The organism is Streptomyces sp. CMB-StM0423 (genome assembly GCF_002847285.1).
GTDB lineage: Bacteria > Actinomycetota > Actinomycetes > Streptomycetales > Streptomycetaceae > Streptomyces.
This window is the reverse complement of record NZ_CP025407.1, coordinates 7,436,239-7,457,391: the sequence shown is the minus strand read 5'-3', so window position 1 is coordinate 7,457,391 and position 21,153 is coordinate 7,436,239. Positions and strand designations below refer to the sequence as shown.

Below are 21,153 nucleotides of genomic sequence, written 5' to 3'. Positions count from 1 at the left end.
ATGCGGTGCGCCTTTCCGCTGCCGAGCGGCGTGAACTCCTGCAGCTCATCAGCTCACTGCCGCAGGAGGAACGAGGTTCCGTCCTCGCCGCGAAGCGGCTCGCATCCCCTGCCGGTCCGGCAGCCGGCCGGTCCCGCGGGCCCGCCTCGCCCGGCCACCGGCGGCGCCTCCGTCTCACCCCCGCGGCCGACGGCCCGCCAGCGTGTCGAGTTCCGTACGTCCCAGGCCCGTTCGGTCCGTGACCTCCGCCTCGTCCACCGCCCCGCAGTCCAGGCCCCGCAGCAGGTAGCCGCTCAGCGCCCGCGCCGTCGCGGGCTCGTCGAGTACCGCACCGGCCCCCGCCCCGCCCGCGCGCCCCGCGTACGCCGTCAGCCTGGCGCACGCCGCGTCCAGGCCCTCGCGGTAGAACGCGTACACCGCCGCGTACCGCGTCGGCAGGTGGCCCGGGTGCATGTCCCAGCCCTGGTAGTACGCGCGCGCCAACGACCGCCGCACCAGGCCGTAGTGCAGCCGCCACGCCGCGTGCACCTGCGCCGTGCCGCCCACCGGCAGCACGTTCGTCGAGCCGTCGGAGAGCCGTACGCCCGTGCCCGCCGCGGCCGCCTGCATCACGGCCTTCGCGTGGTCCGCCACCGGGTGGTCCATCGACTGGTGCGCCGCGCTCACCCCGCACGCCGCGCTGTAGTCGAACGTGCCGTAGTGCAGCCCCGTCGCCCGCCCGCCGGCCGCGTCGATCATCCGCGCGACCGTGGCACGGCCGTCCGCGCCGAGGATCGCCTGCGTCGTCTCGATCTGGATCTCGAAGCCGAGCCGCCCGGCCGCGAGGCCGTGTACCCGCTCGAATTCCCCCAGCAGCGCCGCCATCGCGCTCACCTGCTCCGGGTACGTGACCTTCGGCAGCGTCAGCACCAGCCCGTCCGGCAGCGTGCCGCCGCCCGCCCGCAGCAGCGCGGTGAGGAAGAGGTCGAGCGTGCGGATGCCGCGGTCGCGGACGGCGGCCTCCAGGCACTTGGCGCGGATGCCGGCGTACGGCGGCGCGCCGCCGGCGGCGACGGCGTCCGCGACGAGCCGGGCGGCGGCCACCGCGGCGGCGTCCTCCTCGTCGTCGGGGCGCGGCCCGTAGCCGTCCTCGAAGTCGACGCGCAGATCCTCGACCGGCTCGCGCGCGAGCTTCGCGCGCACCCGGTCGTAGACCTCCGCCGCCGCCCCGGCCGGCAGCCCGAGCGCGGCGGCGAGCACGCCGGCGTCCGGCGCGTGCGCGTCGAGGGCGTCGAGGGCCCGGCGGCCCCACTCCCGTACGGTACGGGCGCCGAAGGCGTCGGCGGGGACGTAGACGGTGTGCACGGGCTGGCGGGTGCCGGGGTCGCCGGGGTACCGGCGGGCGAGTTCGGCGTCGACGGGGGCGAGGGCGGCGGCGATCCGGGCCCGTACGGGGGCGCCGATCGATGTCGCGGCGGAGTCGTCCTGCGCCACCATGCACCCTCCCGGTGTTCAACAAAACGTTGAAAGCGAACGTAGCCGGGCGTCCGCGAACCGTCAACGGACAACGCTCACACCCCGCGTGCCACCGCCGCACCCCGCCGGGTCGCCACCCACAGCACGAACCCCAGCCCGCTGAACCCGGCGCCCAGCGCGCAGACGGCACCCCATCCGGCCGCCGCGTAGAGCGAGGTCGCGGCGATGGCGCCGGTGGCGCTGCCGACCGAGTAGAAGACCATGTAGCCGCCGATGAGGCGGCTGCCGGCAGCGGGGCGCAGCGCGTAGATCAGAGTCTGGTTGGTGACGTGGACCGCCTGCACGGCGAGGTCGAGCAGGATCACCCCGGCGACCAGCGCCCACAGCGAGCTGCGCGTGAAGGCCAGCGGCAGCCACGAGGCGGCGAGCAGCGCCAGGGCATGCCCGTGGTCCGCCCGGAGAGCCCGCGGTCGTTCAGGCGGCCCGCCGCGGACGCGGCCAGGGCGCCGACGACGCCGATCAGGCCCAGCATCCCGATGGCGCTGTGCGACCAGGAGTACGGCTCCTCGCTGAGCGGCAGCGCGACGCTGCTCCACAGGGTGCTGAACGAGGCGAAGACCAGGAGCCCGAAGAGCACCCGGAGCCGCAGCAGCGGTTCCCGTACGAACAAGGTCACGGTGGAGCACAGGAGTTGCCCGTAGCGCAGGCTCGCGGGCGGCGTGCCGCCGTGCCGCGGCAGCACGCGGTGCAGGACGAGGGCGAGCAGGGCGGTGAGCGCGGCGGAGGCGAGGTAGACGGAGCGCCAGCCTGCGAGGTCGGCCAGGACGCCGGAGACGGTACGGGCGAGCAGGATGCCGATGACCACGCCGCCGGTGACCAGCCCGACGACCCGGCCGCGCGCGGCGGGCGGGGCGAGCGACGCGGCGAAGGCCACCAGCGTCTGCGCGACGACCGCGAGCAGCCCCATCGCGGCCATCCCCGCGAGCAGCACCGCCGCCGTGGGCGCGGCGGCCACCACGGCCAGCGCCGCCACCAGCAGCAGCAACTGGGCCACGACGAGCCGTCTGCGGTCGGCCATGTCGCCCAGCGGTACGAGGAGGAAGAGCCCGAGTCCGTATCCGACGTGCGTGAGGGTGACGATGCCGCCGACGAGCGCCGGGTTCATGGCGAGGTCGTCGCCCATGGCCACCAGGAGCGGCTGGGAGAAGTAGACGTTGGCCACCGCGGCGCCGCAGGCGACGGCGAACAGCATGACGACGCCGCGGGACAGGGCGGGTTTCTCCTCGCTACGCGCTTCGACCTGCCGGGTCGCGGCGTCGGCACTGCCGGGCATGGGCACTCCCCTCGACTTGGTTTCATCTTGCTACCAGCGAGACGGTAGCCCGGCTTGGTAGCATGTTGCAACCGACTTCCAGAGGAGACCGCCATGGTGGCCAGGACGCGCTTCGACGACAGCGAATGCCCCGTCGCCCGGTCGGTGGACGCGATCGGCGACTGGTGGTCGCTGCTGATCGTGCGGGACGCCTTCGACGGCAGCAGGCGGTTCGGGGAGTTCCAGCGCAGCCTCGGGGTGGCGAAGAACATCCTCACCGCGCGGCTGCGCACCCTCGTCGACGGCGGTGTCCTCGCCTCCGTCCCCGCCTCGGACGGCAGCGCCTACCGCGAGTACGTGCTGACGCCGAAGGGCGAGGCGCTCTTCCCCGTCATCGTGGCGCTGCGGCAGTGGGGCGAGGAGAACGCCTTCGCGCCCGGCGAACCGCACTCGGAGCTGCTCGACCGGCGTGAGGGGCGGCGCCTGCGCGGGCTGGAGGTGCTGTCGGCGGACGGGCGGCGGCTGCGTCCCGACGAGACCGAGGTACGCAAGGTCACCGCCGGGTGATGTGCGGGTGACACCGTTCCCGGGTGCCTCAGGACCAGGCGCCCGCGAGCCAGGCGAGCCACAGCGCGACGGGCACCGCGAACGTCAGCAGGCGCAGCGCGCTGTCCGCCGTCGCGGCGGCGGCGCGGTGCGGCGGCCAGGGCAGGGCGCGTACGTCGGGATCCGTGCCCGGCAGCGGGGTCCCGGCGGCCGCGGCGGCCGTCGCCGCCAGGGCCGCGGCGGCGCGCCCGGCCGGAGCCAGCTCGTCCGGTACGTCACCGGGGCCACCCGCGCCGTTCGCGCCGCCCGCGCCGGCAGGGGAGCCCGAGCCGGCACCCGGCGGCACCTCCGCGCCCAACTCCCCGGCCACGTCCGTAAGGAGCGCCCGCTGCCGGGCGCCCGTACCACGGTCCGGCCTCCCGCCCGGCCGGCCCGCACGCGGTGCGCCGGGAGCGCCGGCCCGTAGCACGAACGCGGATGCCTCGTCGTACACGACGTACTCCGCCCCGCCGTCCCGCTCGGGACCCGACGTGACCGCCGTCAGCAGCGCCGCGTCCCGGTCCGCCGCGCGCAGCAGCGCCACCGCCCCGCGCAGCGCGGCCGCCGCCTCCGCCCCGCCGACGACCCGGCCCCCGCCGGCGACCGTCGTACGCACCGCGGCCCCCGCCGCACCGCCCGGCACCACCAGCGACACCGCACCCGCCCCGGCGACCACCCAACTGCCGCCCCGCGGCCGGAACCCGCGCCGCCGCAGCCAGTACCCCGCCACGCTCGCCGCGCCCACGACCGCCGCCGCTCCGAGCAGCCACGGCACCGGCACGTCCCGGGTGATCCGCAGCAGCACCAGCAGGGCGTACGCCGCCGTGAACCGCGGCCAGGTGCCCGGCAGCCCGCCGTACGGCGGGCTCCACTCCCGCGCGCCCCGCGGCAGCCAGGCGTACGGGCTTGTACCACCGCTCCCGCTCATGCGCCGCATCCTCCCACGCGCCACACGCCCCCAACCCATGCGCCACAGCGGTGTCTCCGCGGCAACTCAGCGGCATCTCCGGGCACGCGGAAGGGCCCGCGGCACACACCGCGGGCCCTTCCGTACGGCAGCGAGCACCCGGGGGCGCGGCGAGTCGCGCCCGCCGCGCTCAGCCCTTGCGGGCCTTGACCTCCCCGGTGAGCTGCGGGACGACCGCGAACAGGTCGCCGACGACGCCGTAGTCGACGAGGTCGAAGATCGGCGCCTCGTTGTCCTTGTTCACGGCCACGATCGTCTTCGACGTCTGCATGCCGGCCCGGTGCTGGATCGCGCCGGAGATGCCGGCCGCGATGTAGAGCTGCGGCGAGACGGTCTTGCCGGTCTGGCCGACCTGGTGCGAGTGCGGGTACCAGCCCGCGTCCACCGCCGCCCGGGAGGCGCCGACGGCCGCGCCGAGGGAGTCGGCCAGCTCCTCGATGATGCGGAAGTTCTCCGCGCCGTTGACGCCACGGCCGCCGGAGACGACGATCGCCGCCTCGGTCAGCTCGGGGCGGCCCGTCGACTCGCGCGGGGTCCGGCCCACGACCTTCGTGCCGGCCGCGGACTCGCCGAAGCCGATCGTCAACTGCTCCACGGCGCTCTCGACCGGGGCGGTCTCGGGGGCGGCGGAGTTGGGCTTGACGGTGATGACGGGAGTGCCGCGCGAGACGCGCGACCGGGTGGTGAACGCCGCGGCGAACACGGCCTGCGTGGTGACCGGGCCGTCGTCGCCGGCCTCGACGTCCACGGCGTCGGTGATGATGCCGGAGCCGATCCGCACCGCGAGACGGGCGCCGATCTCCTTGCACTCCACCGAGGAGGGCAGCAGCACGGCGGCCGGCTGCACCGCGTCGTACGCGGCCTTCAGCGCGTCGACCTTCGGTACGACGAGGTAGTCGGCGAACTCGGCGGCGTCGGCCGTCAGCACGCGCACCGCGCCATGTTCGGCGAGCACGGGCGCCGCGGCGTCGACGCCGGGGCCCAGGTGGACGGCGACCGGGTCGCCGATGCGGCGGGCGAGGGTCAGCAGTTCCAGCGTCGGCTTGCGCACGGCGCCGTCGACGTGGTCGACGTAGACGAGGACTTCAGTCATGGATCTCGTTCTCCTGCGATACGAGGGCGGAAGGCGGAACGGCGAAGGGGTGCGGGGCCTCAGATGAACTTCTGGCCCGCGAGGAACTCGGCGAGCTGCTTGCCGCCCTCGCCCTCGTCCTTGACGATCGTGCCGGCGGTGCGCGCCGGGCGCTTCGTGGCGTCCTCGACCTTCGTCCAGGCGCCCGCCAGGCCGACGTCCTCGGCGTCGATGCCCAGGTCGTCCAGGTCCAGGGTCTCCACCGGCTTCTTCTTCGCCGCCATGATGCCCTTGAACGACGGGTAACGGGCCTCGCCCGACTGGTCGGTCACGGACACGACGGCCGGCAGCGCCGCCTCCAACTGCTCGCTGGCGGCGTCGCCGTCGCGGCGGCCGGTGACCTTGCCGTCGGCGACGGCGACGGCGGAGAGCTGGGTCACCTGGGGCACGCCCAGGCGCTCGGCGAGGATCGCGGGCAGCACGCCCATGGTGCCGTCGGTGGAGGCCATGCCGCAGACGACGAGGTCGTAGCCGACGTGCTCGACGGCCTTGGCGAGGACCAGCGAGGTGCCCATGACGTCAGTACCGTGCAGCTCGTCGTCCTCGACGTGCACGGCCTTGTCGGCACCCATGGACAGGCCCTTGCGCAGCGCGTCGCGCGCGTCCTCGGGGCCCACGGTCAGCACCGTGATCTCCGCGTCGTCGGCGGCCTCGGAGATCTGCAGGGCCTGTTCGACCGCGTACTCGTCCAGCTCCGACAGCAGGCCGTCGACGGCCTCGCGGTCGGTGGTCAGGTCATCGGAGAAGTGCCGGTCGCCGGTGGCGTCGGGCACGTACTTCACACAGACAACGATCCTCAAGCTCACGCCGGCTCTCCCACCGCTTCGTATCGAGACACTGCCGTGCTGGCAGCATAGGCGCCATCGACGGCTGCCACCGGGCGGATCCGGTGGTCGCCGTCCAGTTTATTACTCGCCAGTAAACCCGCGCGGGCGCCCACCGCTCAAGGTCGTCCGGCTGTGATATTTCCTACCCGTTCCGACCGCCCGGGCTCCTCCGTCATCGCCGCTCCCAGCGCGGCGATGACGTCGGCCTTGCGCGGCAGGCCCGCGGCACGGCGCACGACCCGGCCGTCCGCGTCCAGCACGAGTACGGTCGGCGTCCGCGTCACCTCCAGCCTGCGGACGAGCCCGAGGTGGCTCTCGGCGTCCACGTCCACGTACGCCACGCCCGCGACCATGCCCGCCACGTCCGCGAGGACGCGCTGCGTGGCCGCGCAGGGGCGGCAGAAAGCGCTGGAGAACTGCACGAGCGTGGCCCGCTCCCCCAGCCCTCGCACGTCGAGGTCCGCCGCGGTCAGCCGCTGCACCGGCTGCTCCACCGGCCGCTCGGCCGCTGCCCGTTCCGTCGCCGCCCGTTCCGTCGTGCCGTCCGCCATGCATTCCAGCATGCAGCACCGCCGCGGGGTCAATGACAAGATCCCGTCACGCCGAAGAGGTGGGTCTGGCGCGGGGCGCACACGTCGTGCACGATCGGGGAGTCCGTACCTACGCACGCGTAACTTCCGCCGGGAGCTCCTGACCCTCCGGGCCGGAGAAGGGACCAGCCCGGCATGGCAGACCTCGTCTACCCGCCCGTCGTCGGCATCTGCAGAACCGCCTTCAAGGCGATGGACCTGCGGATCGACCTGAAGGGCCAGGAGCACGTGCCGCGCCGCGGCGGCGCCGTCCTGGTCAGCAACCACATCAGTTATCTGGACTTCGTCTTCTGCGGCTACGCGGCCCGGCCGGCGAAGCGCTTCGTGCGCTTCATGACCAAGGAGTCGGTCTTCCGTCACCGCGTCTCAGGCCCGCTGCTGCGCGCGATGAAGCACATCCCGGTCGACCGCGCGCAGGGCGGGCAGGCGTTCGCGCACGCGCTGCGGGCGCTGCGCTCCGGCGAGGTCGTCGGGGTCTTCCCGGAGGCGACGATCTCGCAGTCGTTCACGCTGAAGTCGTTCAAGTCGGGCGCCGCGCGGCTCGCGCAGCAGGCGGGGGTGCCGCTGCTGCCGATGGCGGTGTGGGGGACGCAGCGGATCTGGACCAAGGGCCGGACGCGCGACTTCGGGCGGAACCACCTGCCCGTCACGATGCGCCTGGGCGCGCCGGTGCCGACCGGGGACGGGGTGGCGGACGCGCCGGCCGGGGAGGCGCACGAGGACGCGGAGAAGCTGACGGAGCGGCTCAAGGGCCGGATCCAGGAGCTGCTGGAGGCGGCACAGCACGCGTACCCGGACCGCCCGCGGGGGCCGGGGGACGACTGGTGGCAGCCGGCGCACCTGGGCGGCAGCGCGCCGGTGCCGGGGGTCTGAGCGACGGCGGCTGGAGGCTCCGCGGCGAGGGCTGAGGGCTGCGCGGCGGGGTCCGGGGCGTACCGCCGGACCTGCATCGACCGGCCGTACCCTCATCCTCGATCTCGACGTCAGGTCGAGGGTGAGGTTCGGGGTGGGCGACGGGCCTCAGGCCGGGTCGCGGATCTCGATCCCGGCGCCGGGCGAACTCTTCTGCAGCGCCTCGGCCAGCTCCTCGGCCGCGGCGGTCAGCTCCTCGTACGTCATCGGCTCCTGCCGCTCCAGCAGGAACAGCGCGTTCGTGGAGTCCTCGGTGAGCCGGGTGCGCACGCCCTGGCGCCAGTTCCAGCGGCGGCAGGTGACGCCCGTGCCGTCGCGCCAGACGACCTCGCCGGGGTCGGGGTGCTCCTCGTCGAAGCGCTCCTCGCCGGTGGCGCGGATGAGGTGCATGTCGCCGTCGATGTGATCGGTGTCCTCGCCGCCTACGGGGACGAGGTGGGCGGCGCTGACGGCGTTGTAGATGTCGACCAGCCGGTTGATGCGCGGCAGCCCGGCGTCGGCGAGGGCGCGGCGGGCGAGCGCCTCGGCGGAGTTGCGGAACTTGGACGGCTTGGCGCCGAAGGCGGCGTACGCGGCCCGCCACGCCTGCATGTGCGGGTCCTGCTGCGGCGGGGTGTCGCCGAGGCGCGCGGCGAGGCGGCGGGCGGCGTCGTCGAGGAGGGCGGCGCCGGCGGCGTCGCTGGGGCCGCCGACGAGGCCGCGGGCGACGACGGCGACGTGGGCGAAGCCGGGGGCGAGGGCGCGCACGTCGTCGGCGACGTGGGTGCGGAGCGTCATGCGGTCCTTCTGCGGGTCGGGGCGGGCGTGGGTGCCGGGCGCGGGGTTACAGGGTGACGGGGAGGATGCGGTCCAGGTGGCGGCGGTCGGTGGCCGCGTGGAGCGCTTCGAGGGTAGCCGGGTGGGGCGTCGCGCGGACCAGCAGGTCGTCGTGCTCGCCCGCGGACGGGTCGGGGGCGAAGGCCAGTTGCTCGCGGTCCAGGCGGAACTGCGCGTCCACGCCCGGCTTGTTGCCGCGCGGGTCCTGGCGGATCCAGTCGCGCCCGGGCAGCCGCAGCGCGACCAGGCCGTGCAGCACACCGAGGTGCTGGTAGCAGAAGCCGGCCGGTATGCCCTGGGCGCGCAGCAGGGCGACGAGGGCGTGGGCCTTGGCGTAGCAGATGCCCGTGCGGGCCTTCAGCACGTCCGAGGCGCGGCAGGTGACGCGGAGGTCCCCGGCGTCGTTGGAGTGCGGGATCGTGTCCCGTATGAACTCGTAGGCCCCCTTGGCGTACGCCTCCGGCGCCTCCGCGACCTCGCGCAGCCGGTACGCGGTCCCGGCCACGAGCGGGTGCTCGTGGTCGACGACCGCGTCGGCGGCGAGGTACGCGGACAGGTCGGGCCGCTCCTGCTGGAGTTCCATGCGGAGGAGCGTATAGGCATGCGGCGGTTACGTCCTCCGCATTTCCTCCGCGATCGCGGCGACGAAGGTGTCGACGTCCTCCTCCGTGGTGTCGAAGGAGCACATCCAGCGCACCACGCCGTCCGCCTCGTCCCAGAAGTAGAAGCGGAAATCCTTCTGCAGCGCCAGCGACACGTCGTGCGGCAGCCGGGCGAAGACGCCGTTGGCCTGCACGGCGTGCAGCACCTCGACGCCGTCGATGCCGCGTACGCCGTCGGCGAGGCGGGCGGCCATCGCGTTGGCGTGGCGGGCGTTGCGCAGCCACAGGTCCTTGGCGAGCAGTGCCTCGAACTGGGCCGAGACGAAGCGCATCTTGGAGGCGAGCTGCATCGAGAGCTTGCGCAGGTGCTTCATCGCGCGTACGGCACCGGGGTCGAGCACGACGACGGCCTCGCCGAGGAGCATGCCGTTCTTCGTGCCGCCGAAGGAAAGGATGTCGACGCCGGCGACGTTGGTGAACGCGCGCATCGGCATGTCCAGGCTCGCCGCCGCGTTGGCTATCCGGGCGCCGTCCAGGTGGACGCGCATGCCGCGGCGGTGCGCGTGGTCGCAGATGGCGCGGATCTCGTCCGGGGTGTAGACCGTGCCGTACTCGGTGGCCTGGGTGATCGAGACGACCTGCGGCATGGCGCGGTGCTCGTCGTCCCAGCCGCGCGCCTCGCGGTCGATCAGCTCGGGGGTGAGCTTGCCGTCCGGCGTCGGTACGGTCAGCAGCTTCAGCCCGCCGACGCGCTCGGGGGCACCGCACTCGTCGATGTGGATGTGCGCGGTGTCCGCGCAGATCACCGCGCCCCAGCGGTCGGTGACGGCCTGGAGCGCGACGACGTTGGCGCCGGTGCCGTTGAAGACCGGGTAGACGTCGGCGTCCATGCCGAAGTGGCCGCGGAAGACGTGCTGCAGGTGTGCGGTGTAGTCGTCCTCGCCGTAGCTGACCTGGTGGCCGCCGTTCGCGAGGGCGAGCGCGGCGAGGACCTCCGGGTGCGCGCCGGCGTAGTTGTCGCTGGCGAAGCCGCGCGCCGCCGGGTCGTGGCGGCGCTTGGCGTCGGTGCGCGGAGCCTGTCCCGCGGCTCCCGTGGTCGTCGTGGTCATGGCCGTGCGGTGAGCCACAGGCGGGTCCCGTTCAGTTCTTGCGCGGGCCGGTCCCAGACCTCCGCGATGTTGTCGGCAAGGTCGTCCACGTCGGTGAAGCCGGCGAACCTGGCGTTCGGCTTGGCTTTTCGCATCGCGTCGTTCACCAGCGCCTTGACCACCAGGATGACGGCCGCGCCTGCGGGCCCGTCCAGCCCCTCGGCCTCCCCGGCCTTGCGGAAGCCGTCGGCCATGGCCAGCGTCCACGCCTCGGCGCCGGCCTTGGCGGCGGCGTACGCGGCGTTGCCCGCGGTGGGCTGGCTGGCGCCGGCGGCGCTGACGAGGACGTAGCGGCCGCGGTCGCTGCGGCGCAGCGGCTCGTCGAAGGCGAGGGACGTGTGCTGCACGGTGCGCAGGAGCAGGTCGTGCAGCACGGTCCAGTCGGCCAGGTCGGTGGTGGCGAAGGAGCGCGAGCCGCGCCAGCCGCCGACGAGGTGGACCAGGCCGTCGACGCGGCCGTAGTCCTTCTCGATGCGCTCCGCCCAGGCATGGGCGGCGTGCGGGTCGAGCAGGTCGACCGTGTCGCCGGTGACCTGCGCCGCACCGCCGCCCGCGGCCCGTGCCGCGTTGACGGACTCGGCCAGCCGCTCGGCGTCCGCGTCGCACCCGACGAGGACGGCGCCGGCCTTGGCGAGCCGGCACAGCGCTGCCCGGCCCGCGGGCCCGCCCGCTCCCGCCACGGCCACGACTGCGCCGGTCAGCGGCCCGCTGTTTCCGTTACTGCCGTTTGCCCCGGGGCTCATGACGATCTCCTCCTCCGCTGCCCTGCCGACCGCGGGGTCCGTCACGCGGCGTCCGCCAGTTCTGCGGTCTCGGCCGTGATGCCCCGTGTCGACTCGATCACCTTGCGCAGCTTCTTGGCAAGGGCCTCATAGAACATGCTGAGGGGAAACTCGTCGGGCAGCACGTCGTCCACGAGTTTCCGGGGCGGCTTGGCCAGGTCGAGGGCGTCGGGGCCCTTGGCCCAGGTGGAGCCGGGGTGCGGGGCCAGGTAGGCGGACACCAGGTCGTACGCCTTGAACCAGTGGACCAGCTTCGGGCGGTCGATGCCGTCGCGGTACAGCGTCTCGATCTCGTTGCGCAGCCGTCCCGTGACCTCGCGGGCCAGGTCCCAGTCGACGGACAGCCGGTTGTCGGTCCAGCGCAGCGCGTCGTGCTTGTGCAGGTACGCGAAGAGGAGCTGGCCGCCGAGGCCGTCGTAGTTGCGGTTGCGCTCGCCGGTGACGGGGAAGCGGAACAGCCGGTCCATGAGGACCGTGTACTGCACGTCACGGCCCTGCGGGAAGCCGTCGGCGGCGAGCTTGCCGGCCTCGTGGAAGGCGGTGAGGTCGCAGCGCAGCTCCTCTATGCCGTACATCCAGAACGGCTGCCGCTGCTTGATCATGAAGGGGTCGAACGGCAGGTCGCCGTGGCTGTGCGTGCGGTCGTGGACCATGTCCCACAGCACGAACGTCTGCTGGGCGCGCTCCTGGTCGGTGAGCAGGCCGCGGGCCTCCTCGGGCAGCTCCAGCCCGGTGGCCTCGATGGCGGCGGTGCTGACGCGGCGGAAGCGGGCGGCCTCGCGGTCGCAGAAGATGGCGCCCCAGGTGAAGCGCGGGGGGACCTCGCGCATGGCGATGGTCTCGGGGAAGAGCACGGCGGAGTTCGTGTCGTACCCGGCGGTGAAGTCCTCGAAGGTGATGCCGAGGAACATGGGGTTGTCGTAGCGGGTGCGCTCCAGCTCGGCGAGCCAGGCGGGCCAGACGACGCGGATGACGACGGCCTCGACGTTGCGGTCAGGGTTGCCGTTCTGGGTGTACATGGGGAAGACGACGAGGTGCTGCAGCCCGTCGGCGCGGTGGTCCGCGGGGCGGAAGGCGAGCACCGAGTCCAGGAAGTCGGGCACGCCGAAGCCGTCGGCGGCCCACCGGCGCAGGTCGGCGACGACGGCGTCGTGGTAGGCGGCGTCGTGGGGCACCAGCGGGGACAGCTCCCGTACCGCGGCGGCGGCGCGCTCGACCGTGTCCTCGGCGGCGGGACGCGCCGGTGCGCCCTCGGCCTCGAAGTCGATCGAACCGTCCTTGGCCTGCCAGGGGCGGATCTCCTCGACGGCCGCCTTGAGCCGCACCCAGGCGGGGTGCTCGACTACGCGCGGGGCGTCCGCGGCGGACAGAACGTCATCTTCCGCGGTTGCGGAAGCAAGAATTTCCGTCATGGACCACTCCTACGTTAAGAACTTCCTGTTTCCCCACCGTATCTCTGCACCAGGACCTCTCTCAAGCGGGCCTCCGGGAAACCTTGCGCAGTCCGGGAGTACGGGACGTAAATCTTCCGGCGATCCATGGTTTACCCCCCTGACCCTTCCCGTCCCTCACGCCTTACGGGTACCCGGGCCGCCCCACGGAGCGGCCCTCCCACGTCCGGGTGACCCCGCCCGCGGCTCCGCAGCGACCCGCCGTGCGGACCCGCGCACGACCGGTGTCGATCTCCCCGAATTGGCCTAGGCTTTGCGCCAGTCTGTGACGGACCGCCGACGGAGGGCGAGAGCGCAGTGTCATTTCTGACCATCGGTCACCGCGGGTTGATGGGCGTCGAGCCGGAGAACACGATCCGCTCCTTCGTTCGCGCGGATCGCGAGGGCATGGACGCCATCGAGCTCGACGTGCATCTGAGCAAGGACGGCCACCTGGTCGTCATGCACGACCCCGACGTGGACCGCACGACGGACGGCGAGGGCCCCATCGCCGACTTCACCCTCGCCGAGCTGCGCGAGCTGGACGCCGGCCAGGGCGAGCGCATCCCGACCTTCGACGAGGTGGTCGAGGCGGTGAAGGGCCGGCTGCAGGTCGAGATCAAGGACGTCGCCGCGGCGAACGCCCTCGCCGGGGCCATGACCGCGCACGACCTCGTCGGCCGCGTCGAGGTGCTGTCGTTCCACGACGAGGCGCTGGCGGAGATGCGGCAACTGCTGCCCGAGGTGCCGCGGGTGCTGGTCGCCAGCCACTACGGGCTCGGGGTGGTCGACCGCGCCCGCGAGGTCGGCGCGGTGATGCTGTCGCTGAACATCCGCCGGCTGACGCTGGAGCTGGCCGACCGCGCGCACGACGCGGGGCTGAAGGTCATCGCCTGGACCGTCAACACCCCCGAGGAGCTGAAGCTCGCCCGCGGCCTGGGGCTGCAGGGCGTCGTGACGGACTTCCCCGGGATGAAGCACTCGGTGCGCTTCACCGCCTGAGTCGCCGCGCGCCCCCTGCGCCCGCTCCTTGCGCCTGTGCGCTCGGGTGCGGGCGCAGTCGTGCGGGCAGCCTTCCGTCAAAGCGCCCTGCGCCCCGGGCCGGCACCGGCCGGCCTCCGCCGTCATGCCGCGGGGCCGCCGCCGTCGTCGTCCGAGGGGGCCCGCGGATGCACGGACCGCCGCTCGCCGGCCTGCTGCTGACCGCGCTGTGCGCGGGCGTCGCCGGGCTGTGTCTGCTACGGATGCGGGCCGTCGCCGCGGAGGAGCGGCGCGGCGCCGCGGGGGACGCGCTCATGGGTCTGGGGATGGCGGCGATGGCGCTGCCCGCGGGGCTGCCGGGGCCCGCGGCGTGGACGGCGGGCGCGTTCGCGGTGGTCTTCGGGGCCGCGTTCGTACGGGCCGTGCTGCCGCTGCGCGCCGCGGGGCACCATCTGCACCACGCGATCGGCGCGCTGGCGATGGTGTACATGGCGGTGGCCATGGGCGCGGCCGGCCACGGCGGCCACGGCGCCACCACCGGGCTGCCGGCCGTCACCGCGGGGCTGCTGGCGTACTACGTGCTGTATGTGCTGTACGGGGGGCTGAGGCCGGTCGCCGCGGGAGCAGGGGGTCCGCGGGGGCCGGCCGGGGCCGGGGCTGCCGGCGGGTGGGCGGCGCGGCCCGAGCTGGCCGGTGCGTGCCGGGTCTGCATGGGGGCGGGCATGGTCGCCATGCTCCTCGCCCTCTGACTCCCCGGTGTCGTCCGTCACTTCACGGGCGGACACGTACCGGCCGGCGCCCCGGCTCCGTACGCTGATCACATGGTGATCCCGCTCACGCTGCTCGCCTTCGCCGTCGTCGTCGCCGTGGTCGCGCCCCGGCTGCTGACCCGCGCCGCGTGGGCGGACCGCGAGCCGGTGCTCGCGCTGTGGGTGTGGCAGTGCGTCGTGGCCGCCGTGCTGCTGTGCTGCGGGCTGGCCATGGCGCTGAGCGCCGCCGCGGCCTGGGCGCAGGTGCACAGCGGGGTCTTCGCCCCGGCGCCGGCCGCGGTGCGGGACGCGTACGGCGACGCCACCGGCGCCACCTGGGCCGCGGTGCTCGCCGTGGCGCTGGCGGCGGGCGGGCTGTGGACAGCCGTGATGTTCGTACGCGAGGTACGTACCGCCCGGGTGCAGCGCCGCCGGCGCCGCGAGGAGCTGCGCCGCAGGGCGCCGCTGCTGCCCGGCGAGGACACCGGCGCCGAGCGGCTGGTGGTGCTGGAGGGCGAGCGCCCCGACGCCTGGTGGCTGCCCGGCGGACAGGCCGCCCAGCTCATCATCACCACGGCCGCGCTGCGCCGGCTGAAGAAACGCCAGCTCGACGCGGTGCTCGCGCACGAGCAGGGGCACAGCCGGGCCCGCCACCACTGGCTGCAGCACTGCGCGGGCGCGCTCGCGGGCGTGCCGAGCTTCCCGGTCTTCCGGGCGTTCCGCGACGAGGTGCACCGGCTGTGCGAGCTGGCCGCCGACGATGTCGCCTCGCGCCGCTTCGGGCGGATGACGTTCGCCACCGCCCTGGTCGAACTCAACGAGGAGCGCGGCGTGTTCGGCCCCGGTCCCGGGCACGGTCACCACGCCCACCTCCCGCAGCGCGTCGACCGGCTGCTCGCGGCGGCGCCGCGGTTCACCCCGGCCCGCCGGCTGCGGCTGACCGTCGCCGCGCTGGCGGCGCCCGCCGTACCGCTGCTGGTGGCTTTCGGCCCGGGGCTCAGCGCGCTCGCGTAGGGTCGGCGGCGTGACAGCCGCCGCGCCGCGCCACGCCTCCCCCGCCCTGCGCCTCACCGCCGCCGTCCTGACGCTGCTGAGCGTCCTGCTCACGGTGCTGGTGGCCGCCACCTGGCAGCCGCTGATGGACGCCGACCGGACGGTCGCCGACCGCCTGCACTCCGCCGCTCTGTCCCACTCCGGCTGGACGAAGGCGAACCGGATCATGACCGACTGGATCTGGGATCCCGCGACCATGCGGCTGCTGATCCTGGCCGTGATCCTGTGGCTGCTGTGGCGCGGCGCCCGGCTGCTGCCGCTGTGGCTGGCGGGCGCGGTCGCGGTGGGCTGGGTGCTGCAGTACGCCCTGAAGGCGGGGGTCGGCCGGGACCGGCCGAAGTGGGCGCACCCGGTGGACTCCGCCTCGCACGCCGCCTTCCCCTCAGGACACGCGATGACCGTCGCGCTGGTCTGCGGCCTGCTGCTGTGGGTGCTCAGCCGCATGCCCGGCGTGCCGGCGGGCCTGCGGTACGCCGCCTGGACGGCGGCGGCCGTGTCGGTGGCGGGCGTGTGCTTCACCCGGGTGTGGCTCGGGGTGCACTGGATGAGCGACGTGATCGGCGGCGCCCTGATGGGCGCGGCCATCGCGGCCATCGCTGCGGTGGCGTACGGCGCGGTGGAGCGGTCCCCGCACGACGAGCGGTCGGAGGTACGCGGATGAGCCCCAAGGCCGTGCTCTTCGACTTCTCCGGGACGCTGTTCCGCGTCGAACCCGCGGTGCGCTGGCTGCGCGCGGCGCTCGGCGCCTCGGGGGTGACCGCCGACGACGCCGCCGTCTCGCGGTACGCCGCCGCGCTGGAGCGCGCGGGGGCGCTGCCGGGCGGCAGTTTCCCCGAGGGCATACCGGAGTCGCTGGCGGAGCCGTGGCGGACCCGGGACCGGAGCATGGAGCGGCACCGGGCGGCGTACACGGGCCTGGCCCGGCTGGTCCCGCTGCCGTGGCCCGACGGGGTCTACGAGGCGCTGTACGAGCGGCACATGGCGCCGGCGGCGTGGGACCCGTACCCCGACGCGGCCGCGGTGCTGCGCGGGCTGCGGGAGCGCCGGGTGCGGGTGGGGGTGGTGAGCAACATCGGCTGGGACCTGCGGCCGGTGTTCCGCGCGCACGGGCTCGACGCGTACGTGGACGCGTACACGCTGTCGTACGAGCACGGGGTGCAGAAGCCGGACGCGCGGCTGTTCCGGGTCGCGTGCGAGGCGGTCGGGCGGGCGCCGGAGGACGTGCTGATGGTCGGCGACGACCGCCGCGCCGACGGCGGCGCCACGGCGCTGGGGTGCGGCTACTTCCCGGTGGACCACCTGCCGGCCGCCGAACGCCCGGACGGGCTGCGGCCGGTGCTGGGGCTCGTCGGCTGAGAGCGCGCGTACGGTCGCCGCCCGCACGGGACTTCGGCTTCAGGCGGCCGGCATCTCGGCGGCCGGGTGGATGGCCAGCTTGAACTGCGCGTGGGTGATACGCGCGCTCCTGCCGCCGTTGTGGCGGACGAGGAACGCCAGCGGGGTGCGCGGCCGGACGAAGATCTCGTGGTGCTTGTGCCGGTACTCGCCGCCGGGGGTGCCGGCGTGGTCCTCGGTGGCGGTGGCGTCGTAGCCGCCGGCGAGACCGAGGGGGTCGCGGACGAACCGGTCCCGGACCTCGGTGTAGTCGCCCTTCTCCCAGTACACCATCGCGGTCAGCGACCCCCAGCCCTCCCGGCTCGGCCAGATCAGGCCGGAGCGGCGGTCAGGGAAGGAGGACCGCTTGCCGTCGGGCTGGGCCGCCTGGTGCATGCCGTGGGCGTCGAACGACTCGCGGGAGCCGTAGGGGAAGCGGACGATGTGGTACTCGCCGTCGGCGGGTATGACCTGCGGCTCGTCGACGATGAGCGAGCAGATGTAGACAGCCATGCGACTCCCGTTCGGGGTGGGGAAGTGCACGGAACAGTGGACTCCGTGCACCGCCCTGTCAAGGAGCGGCGCCGGAGGCGGCGAGGGTGACGGGGATGCGGGAGCGGACGTAGTCGCGGGCCAGGGTGGCGCGGCGCAGCCGCCAGAGCGGGGCGGTGCGGGCCGGGTGTTCCGCGTAGCGCCGGTCGCGGATGTCGTCGACCAGGGCCGCGGGGGCGCCGGTGGCGGCGAGCACGTCGAGGGCCTCGCCCTTGGTGATCAGACGGCCCTCCCGCAGGGTGACGCCGGCGCGGGCGACGGTGATCGGGCCGAGGTCGACCCAGACGTCGCGCAGCCACCGCCGCCGCGAGGCGGTGGCCGGCAGCCAGTACTCCGCGAGGTCCTTGCGGATGAACTCCGTCAACTCCGCGTCCGGCAGCGGCGGGAGCAGCCCGGAAGGACCGGGGCCGTGCAGCACCAGCGCGCCGGTGTGCAGCTCGCGCCGGGTGACCGGGGTGACGGGGCGGCTGAACAACTCGGCGTGCGCCCAGGTGAGGTGGTCGAGACCGGCGCCGGCGAGGCGGTCCACGGCGACGTACGAGCAGTGCAGCTTGGCGGCGAGCGGCACCTCGCGGTGGAGCCTGCCGTGCAGCGCCTTGAGCCGCCCGCGGGCGGCGGGGTCGGCGCCGACGTCATGGCGGACGACGGCGATGAGGTCGAGGTCGCTGCGGTACGGGCGGTAGTCGCCGAGGGCGAGCGAGCCGTGGGCCCACAGCGCCTCCAGCGGCACGGCGGCGCGCAGGGCGGCGAGGAAGCGGTCGAGGAGCGGCCGGGCGGCGTCGCGCGAGGTCACGTCAGGCGCCCAGCAGCTCGTCGAGGCCGGTGCGGGCCAGCTCCTCCAGCTCGTCGAGCGCGGCGCGGGCGCGGGCGGCGGTGCCGGGGTCGCGCTCGGGCAGGCCGCTGGCGACGAACTCGTCCTCGTCGAGCCGGAGAAGGGTCTGCCGGTCGCCGGAGAGCCAGAGGTCGAGTTCCAGGTCGTGCACGGTGACCCGGTCCTCCTCGACGCGGGCGGGCCTGGCCACGTCGCAGTACCAGCCCTTGATACGGCCGTCGGCGGCCTGGATCTCCTTGACCGAATACCAGCGGTCGCGCCAGAAGTGCTCGGTCCACACGTCGCCCTGCTCGAACCGCACGTACCCCGCGTCGCGCTCCTTCGGGCCGGCCCAGGGGGCCCGTACCACCGCGTGGTTGCCGTCGTCGCGGACGACGACCGCGGGGTAACTCAGGCCCGGCCCGAGCTGCTTGACCAGCGTGACCTCGACCTCGCGGCCCGGTGTCAGCATGCCTTTCCTCCCGTACGCGTCCCCCGGGACACCGTACCGGGCGGGCCGGCCGACCGCGGCAATTGGTGAGGCCCCGCGACGGGGGAGCGCGGGGCCTCACACCGTCAAACGGCCGACGGGGACTCCGGGTTCCCGGCAGGACGGAAAAATCCGCGCCGAAGCATGGTGGGCTCAGGCGATCCCCCGCATCGCCCGAGCCCACCGCTCCCCCCGGCACCGGGCGTGCGCGCCTCAGTACCGGAAGCCTCGCTGAGTATACTGGCTCTCAGCCAGTGAAGGCAGGAGTTACAGGATGTCCCCCCGCAGGCCCGCAGTCAATGAAGAACTCCGACGCCGTTCCCGGGAGCGTCTGCTGCAGGCCACGGTGGAGCTGGTCGACGAACGGGGCTTCGAGGGCACGACCTTGGGAGACATCGCGGAACGCGCGGGTTCCGCGCGCGGTCTGGTCTCGTACTACTTTCCCGGCAAACGCCAGTTGGTGCAGTCGGCCGTCCACCGGCTGATGCATCTTACGCTCGGGGCCGCCCTGGAGCGCCCGTCCCACACGGAGGACGGGCAGGAGCGGATGGCCCGCGCCATCGACGCGATCCTGGGCCTCTCGCAGGACCACCCGGTGCTCATGCGGCACCACATGGCGGGCATTCTGCAGGCCGACGGCTTCATCCAGTGCGCGGAGCAGCAGCAGCTCGCGGTCCTGCTGCGCGAGACCGTGGCGTGCTGGGGCTCGCCCCACCCGGACACCGAGTACCCGATGCTGCGCGCCCAGCTCATGGGCGCGGTCTTCGCGCTGCTGCTGCCGGGGGTGCCGATGCCGCTCGACCGGCTGCGCGGCGAGCTGTTCCGGCGGTACGGGCTGGACTGGCACCTCGGCGTCCCGCCTGAGGGCGTGCTGCCCTCCGACGGGACGCCGGTGCAGGCCGTGCACCGGCGGTAGCCGCGGGAAGCGGCCACCGCCGGGTACGCGGACCGGACGGAAGACGGACCGGTCGGTACGCGGACCGGAGCCGGCCGGCGAGGTGCCGGTCAGCCGTGCCCGCGGATCAGCGGTAGTCCGGCTGCGTCTGCGTGTTCAGCTCCGGCAGCCGCACCCAGCGCGCGCTGTCCGTGCGCCGGTCGTTGATCTTCAGGACGTCCAGGCCCTTGGCGATGTCGTTGGAGTAGACATAGCCGTTGTAGTAGTACGCGGACCAGGAACCACCGGTGACGAGCGAGGTGTCCGAGAGCGGGCCGCGCTCGAAGTAGCCGATCTCCTTGGGCTTGCGGGAGTCGGTGAAGTCCCAGACGGAGACGCCGCCCTGGTACCAGGCCTGCACCATGATGTCGCGGTCGCCGGCCACCGGGACCAGCGAGCCGTTGTGCGCGACGCAGTTCTCGGTGTCCGCCTGGTGCCGCGGGATCTTGTAGTAGCTGCGGAAGACGAGCTCGGACTTCGTGCCGCGCTGCTTGAGGTCGTAGATCCCGTTGGCGCCCTGCTTCGGGCCGATCTCCTCGTTGCAGGTCGCGGCGCCGCCGCCGCCCAGCTCGTCGGTGAAGACGACCTTCTTGCCGTCCTTGCTGAACGTCGCCGAGTGCCAGAAGGCGAAGTTCTCGTAGTCACTCACCTGATCGATGACTTCCGGCTTCGCCGGGTCGGAGATGTCCATCAGGATGCCGTCGCCCATGCAGGCGCCGGCCGCAAGGCCGAGCTTGGGGAAGGCGGTGATGTCGTGGCAGCCGGTGGTGGCCGACTTGCCGGGGCTGCCCGGGTTGCCGCCCTCGGGGAACAGCACCGGGAAGTCGATGACCTCCGAGCGCTCAGGGGCGGACCGCGGCACCTTGACTATGGAGATGCCGTCGTGCGGCGGCTGGCAGTCGGGGAAGGTGTCGCTGGGCGAGTACGAGGAGACGTAGATGTAGACGTCCTTGCGCTCGGGCACCAGGGTGTGGGTGTGCGAGCCGCAGGCGGTCTCGACGGCGGCGACGTACTCGGGGTTGCGCTTGTCGCTGATGTCGAAGACCTTCATGCCCTCCCAGGAGTCCTTCTCCGTGGCGGGCTGGGTGGTGCTGCTGCAGGAGTCGTCGCTGCGCGACGAGTCGGTGGACAGGAACAGCAGGTCGCCCGAGACCGACACGTCGTTCTGCGAGCCGGGGCAGAGCACCTCGCTGACGACCTCGGGGCTCTTCGGGTCGGCGATGTCGTAGATGACGAAGCCGTCGTAGTTGCCCGCGAAGGCGTAGCGGCCCTGGAAGGCGATGTCGGAGTTGGTGCCCTTGAGGGCACCCTTGTCGAGGTGGGCGACATGCTCGATGTTGTCACTCTTGTCGATCTCGTCCACACCCGGCACGTCGCCGCGCTCGATGGCGTCCTGCGCCTGCGAACGTTCGGTGCTGCTGAGCTTCTTGGGGGCGTTCGGCCCGTCGCCCGGGCCCGGCACCGCCGCCGCGGTGCCGGCGGTCAGCAGCGAGCCCACGAGCCCGATCAGGGCCGCGGCCGCGGCCAGACCTCTGCGCCGCGTTCGTGATCTGTGCAGTGACGTCACGTGATTCCCTCCCAGTGGTGCGCCTACGGCAGTTGAAATCAAGGCAGTATCTCGCCAAGCATGTACAGAACAACAGACGGAAAC

22 protein-coding genes and 1 pseudogene are annotated in these 21,153 nt (G+C 73.7%); 8 read left to right on the top strand and 15 right to left on the bottom strand.

Translation table 11 applies throughout. The annotated features are described in order from the left end of the window. Positions 1-174 precede the first annotated feature (174 nt). Both CXR04_RS32425 and CXR04_RS32420 read right to left on the bottom strand, forming a co-directional pair. Positions 175-1,476: a DUF6986 family protein gene (locus tag CXR04_RS32425; RefSeq protein WP_101425770.1), complete on the bottom strand. Its 1,302-nt coding sequence runs from the start codon at positions 1,474-1,476 to the stop codon at positions 175-177. A gap of 74 nt (positions 1,477-1,550) precedes the next feature. Then, a pseudogene (locus CXR04_RS32420) lies at positions 1,551-2,788 on the bottom strand (MFS transporter). A gap of 93 nt (positions 2,789-2,881) precedes the next feature. Between CXR04_RS32420 and CXR04_RS32415 the strand changes: the two are divergent. After that, positions 2,882-3,334: a winged helix-turn-helix transcriptional regulator gene (locus CXR04_RS32415; RefSeq protein WP_101425769.1), complete on the top strand. Its 453-nt coding sequence runs from the start codon at positions 2,882-2,884 to the stop codon at positions 3,332-3,334. 28 nt (positions 3,335-3,362) lie between these two features. Here CXR04_RS32415 and CXR04_RS32410 read toward each other — a convergent pair whose 3' ends face one another. From CXR04_RS32410 to CXR04_RS32395, 4 genes are all read right to left on the bottom strand, one after another. Beyond that, positions 3,363-4,280 (bottom strand): hypothetical protein, encoded by a 918-nt coding sequence (locus CXR04_RS32410; RefSeq protein WP_101425768.1) that lies wholly within the window; start codon positions 4,278-4,280, stop codon positions 3,363-3,365. A gap of 169 nt (positions 4,281-4,449) precedes the next feature. Next, on the bottom strand, positions 4,450-5,412 hold the full coding sequence (locus CXR04_RS32405; RefSeq protein ID WP_101425767.1) for an electron transfer flavoprotein subunit alpha/FixB family protein: 963 nt from the start codon (positions 5,410-5,412) through the stop codon (positions 4,450-4,452). Between the two features lie 59 nt (positions 5,413-5,471). After that, a complete protein-coding gene (locus tag CXR04_RS32400) occupies positions 5,472-6,257 on the bottom strand; it encodes an electron transfer flavoprotein subunit beta/FixA family protein (protein ID WP_101425766.1) in 786 nt (261 codons plus the stop codon). Positions 6,258-6,394: 137 nt separating this feature from the next. Next, positions 6,395-6,829, bottom strand: a complete 435-nt coding sequence (locus CXR04_RS32395; RefSeq protein WP_234380598.1) for a thioredoxin family protein — start codon at positions 6,827-6,829, stop codon at positions 6,395-6,397. A 174-nt stretch (positions 6,830-7,003) separates the two neighbouring features. On the opposite strand from CXR04_RS32395, the gene CXR04_RS32390 reads away from it, so the two are divergent. Continuing rightward, a complete protein-coding gene (locus CXR04_RS32390; protein WP_101425764.1) occupies positions 7,004-7,741 on the top strand; it encodes a lysophospholipid acyltransferase family protein in 738 nt (245 codons plus the stop codon). 147 nt (positions 7,742-7,888) lie between these two features. Here the strand turns inward: CXR04_RS32390 and CXR04_RS32385 are convergent, their stop codons facing one another. From CXR04_RS32385 to CXR04_RS32365, 5 genes are read right to left on the bottom strand one after another with little or no spacing between them, the layout of a single operon-like run. Then, positions 7,889-8,557, bottom strand: coding sequence for a B3/B4 domain-containing protein (locus CXR04_RS32385; RefSeq protein ID WP_101425763.1), 669 nt, complete (start codon positions 8,555-8,557; stop codon positions 7,889-7,891). 46 nt (positions 8,558-8,603) lie between these two features. Continuing rightward, positions 8,604-9,179, bottom strand: coding sequence for a transglutaminase-like domain-containing protein (locus tag CXR04_RS32380; protein WP_101425762.1), 576 nt, complete (start codon positions 9,177-9,179; stop codon positions 8,604-8,606). Between the two features lie 27 nt (positions 9,180-9,206). Continuing rightward, positions 9,207-10,307 (bottom strand): threonine aldolase family protein, encoded by a 1,101-nt coding sequence (locus tag CXR04_RS32375; RefSeq protein ID WP_101425761.1) that lies wholly within the window; start codon positions 10,305-10,307, stop codon positions 9,207-9,209. Continuing rightward, on the bottom strand, positions 10,304-11,089 hold the full coding sequence (locus tag CXR04_RS32370; RefSeq protein ID WP_101426716.1) for an SDR family NAD(P)-dependent oxidoreductase: 786 nt from the start codon (positions 11,087-11,089) through the stop codon (positions 10,304-10,306). Before CXR04_RS32370 ends, CXR04_RS32375 begins: the two co-directional genes overlap by 4 nt. Before the next feature lie 41 nt (positions 11,090-11,130). Next, positions 11,131-12,540 carry a DUF6421 family protein gene (locus CXR04_RS32365; protein WP_101425760.1) on the bottom strand — a complete coding sequence of 470 codons (1,410 nt, stop codon included), beginning with the start codon at positions 12,538-12,540 and terminating at the stop codon, positions 11,131-11,133. Between the two features lie 336 nt (positions 12,541-12,876). On the opposite strand from CXR04_RS32365, the gene CXR04_RS32360 reads away from it, so the two are divergent. The 5 genes from CXR04_RS32360 to CXR04_RS32340 all read left to right on the top strand — a co-directional run bounded on the left by CXR04_RS32360 (position 12,877) and on the right by CXR04_RS32340 (position 16,697). Next, complete coding sequence (locus tag CXR04_RS32360; protein ID WP_101425759.1) at positions 12,877-13,560, top strand: glycerophosphodiester phosphodiesterase; 684 nt, start codon at positions 12,877-12,879, stop codon at positions 13,558-13,560. Positions 13,561-13,727: 167 nt separating this feature from the next. After that, positions 13,728-14,288 carry a DUF5134 domain-containing protein gene (locus CXR04_RS32355; protein ID WP_101425758.1) on the top strand — a complete coding sequence of 187 codons (561 nt, stop codon included), beginning with the start codon at positions 13,728-13,730 and terminating at the stop codon, positions 14,286-14,288. 72 nt (positions 14,289-14,360) lie between these two features. After that, the gene (locus CXR04_RS32350) at positions 14,361-15,302 is read left to right on the top strand and encodes a M56 family metallopeptidase (protein ID WP_101425757.1); all 942 of its coding nucleotides are present in this window, start codon (positions 14,361-14,363) and stop codon (positions 15,300-15,302) included. A gap of 10 nt (positions 15,303-15,312) precedes the next feature. Continuing rightward, entirely contained in the window at positions 15,313-16,002 is a 690-nt protein-coding gene (locus CXR04_RS32345; protein ID WP_101425756.1) for a phosphatase PAP2 family protein, read from the top strand. Continuing rightward, on the top strand, positions 15,999-16,697 hold the full coding sequence (locus CXR04_RS32340; RefSeq protein WP_101425755.1) for an HAD family hydrolase: 699 nt from the start codon (positions 15,999-16,001) through the stop codon (positions 16,695-16,697). The genes CXR04_RS32345 and CXR04_RS32340 overlap by 4 nt, the downstream gene beginning before the upstream one ends. Positions 16,698-16,736: 39 nt before the next feature. Here CXR04_RS32340 and CXR04_RS32335 read toward each other — a convergent pair whose 3' ends face one another. From CXR04_RS32335 to CXR04_RS32325, 3 genes are read right to left on the bottom strand one after another with little or no spacing between them, the layout of a single operon-like run. After that, a complete protein-coding gene (locus CXR04_RS32335) occupies positions 16,737-17,228 on the bottom strand; it encodes a hypothetical protein (RefSeq protein ID WP_101425754.1) in 492 nt (163 codons plus the stop codon). Between the two features lie 58 nt (positions 17,229-17,286). Then, on the bottom strand, positions 17,287-18,060 hold the full coding sequence (locus CXR04_RS32330; RefSeq protein WP_101425753.1) for a nucleotidyltransferase domain-containing protein: 774 nt from the start codon (positions 18,058-18,060) through the stop codon (positions 17,287-17,289). A 1-nt stretch (position 18,061) separates the two neighbouring features. Continuing rightward, positions 18,062-18,550: a DUF402 domain-containing protein gene (locus tag CXR04_RS32325; RefSeq protein ID WP_101425752.1), complete on the bottom strand. Its 489-nt coding sequence runs from the start codon at positions 18,548-18,550 to the stop codon at positions 18,062-18,064. A gap of 292 nt (positions 18,551-18,842) precedes the next feature. Between CXR04_RS32325 and CXR04_RS32320 the strand changes: the two genes are divergently transcribed. Beyond that, a complete protein-coding gene (locus CXR04_RS32320; RefSeq protein WP_101425751.1) occupies positions 18,843-19,484 on the top strand; it encodes a TetR/AcrR family transcriptional regulator in 642 nt (213 codons plus the stop codon). A gap of 106 nt (positions 19,485-19,590) precedes the next feature. Here the strand turns inward: CXR04_RS32320 and CXR04_RS32315 are convergent, their stop codons facing one another. Then, positions 19,591-21,069 carry an LVIVD repeat-containing protein gene (locus CXR04_RS32315; protein ID WP_442802428.1) on the bottom strand — a complete coding sequence of 493 codons (1,479 nt, stop codon included), beginning with the start codon at positions 21,067-21,069 and terminating at the stop codon, positions 19,591-19,593. Between the last annotated feature and the right edge of the window lie 84 nt (positions 21,070-21,153).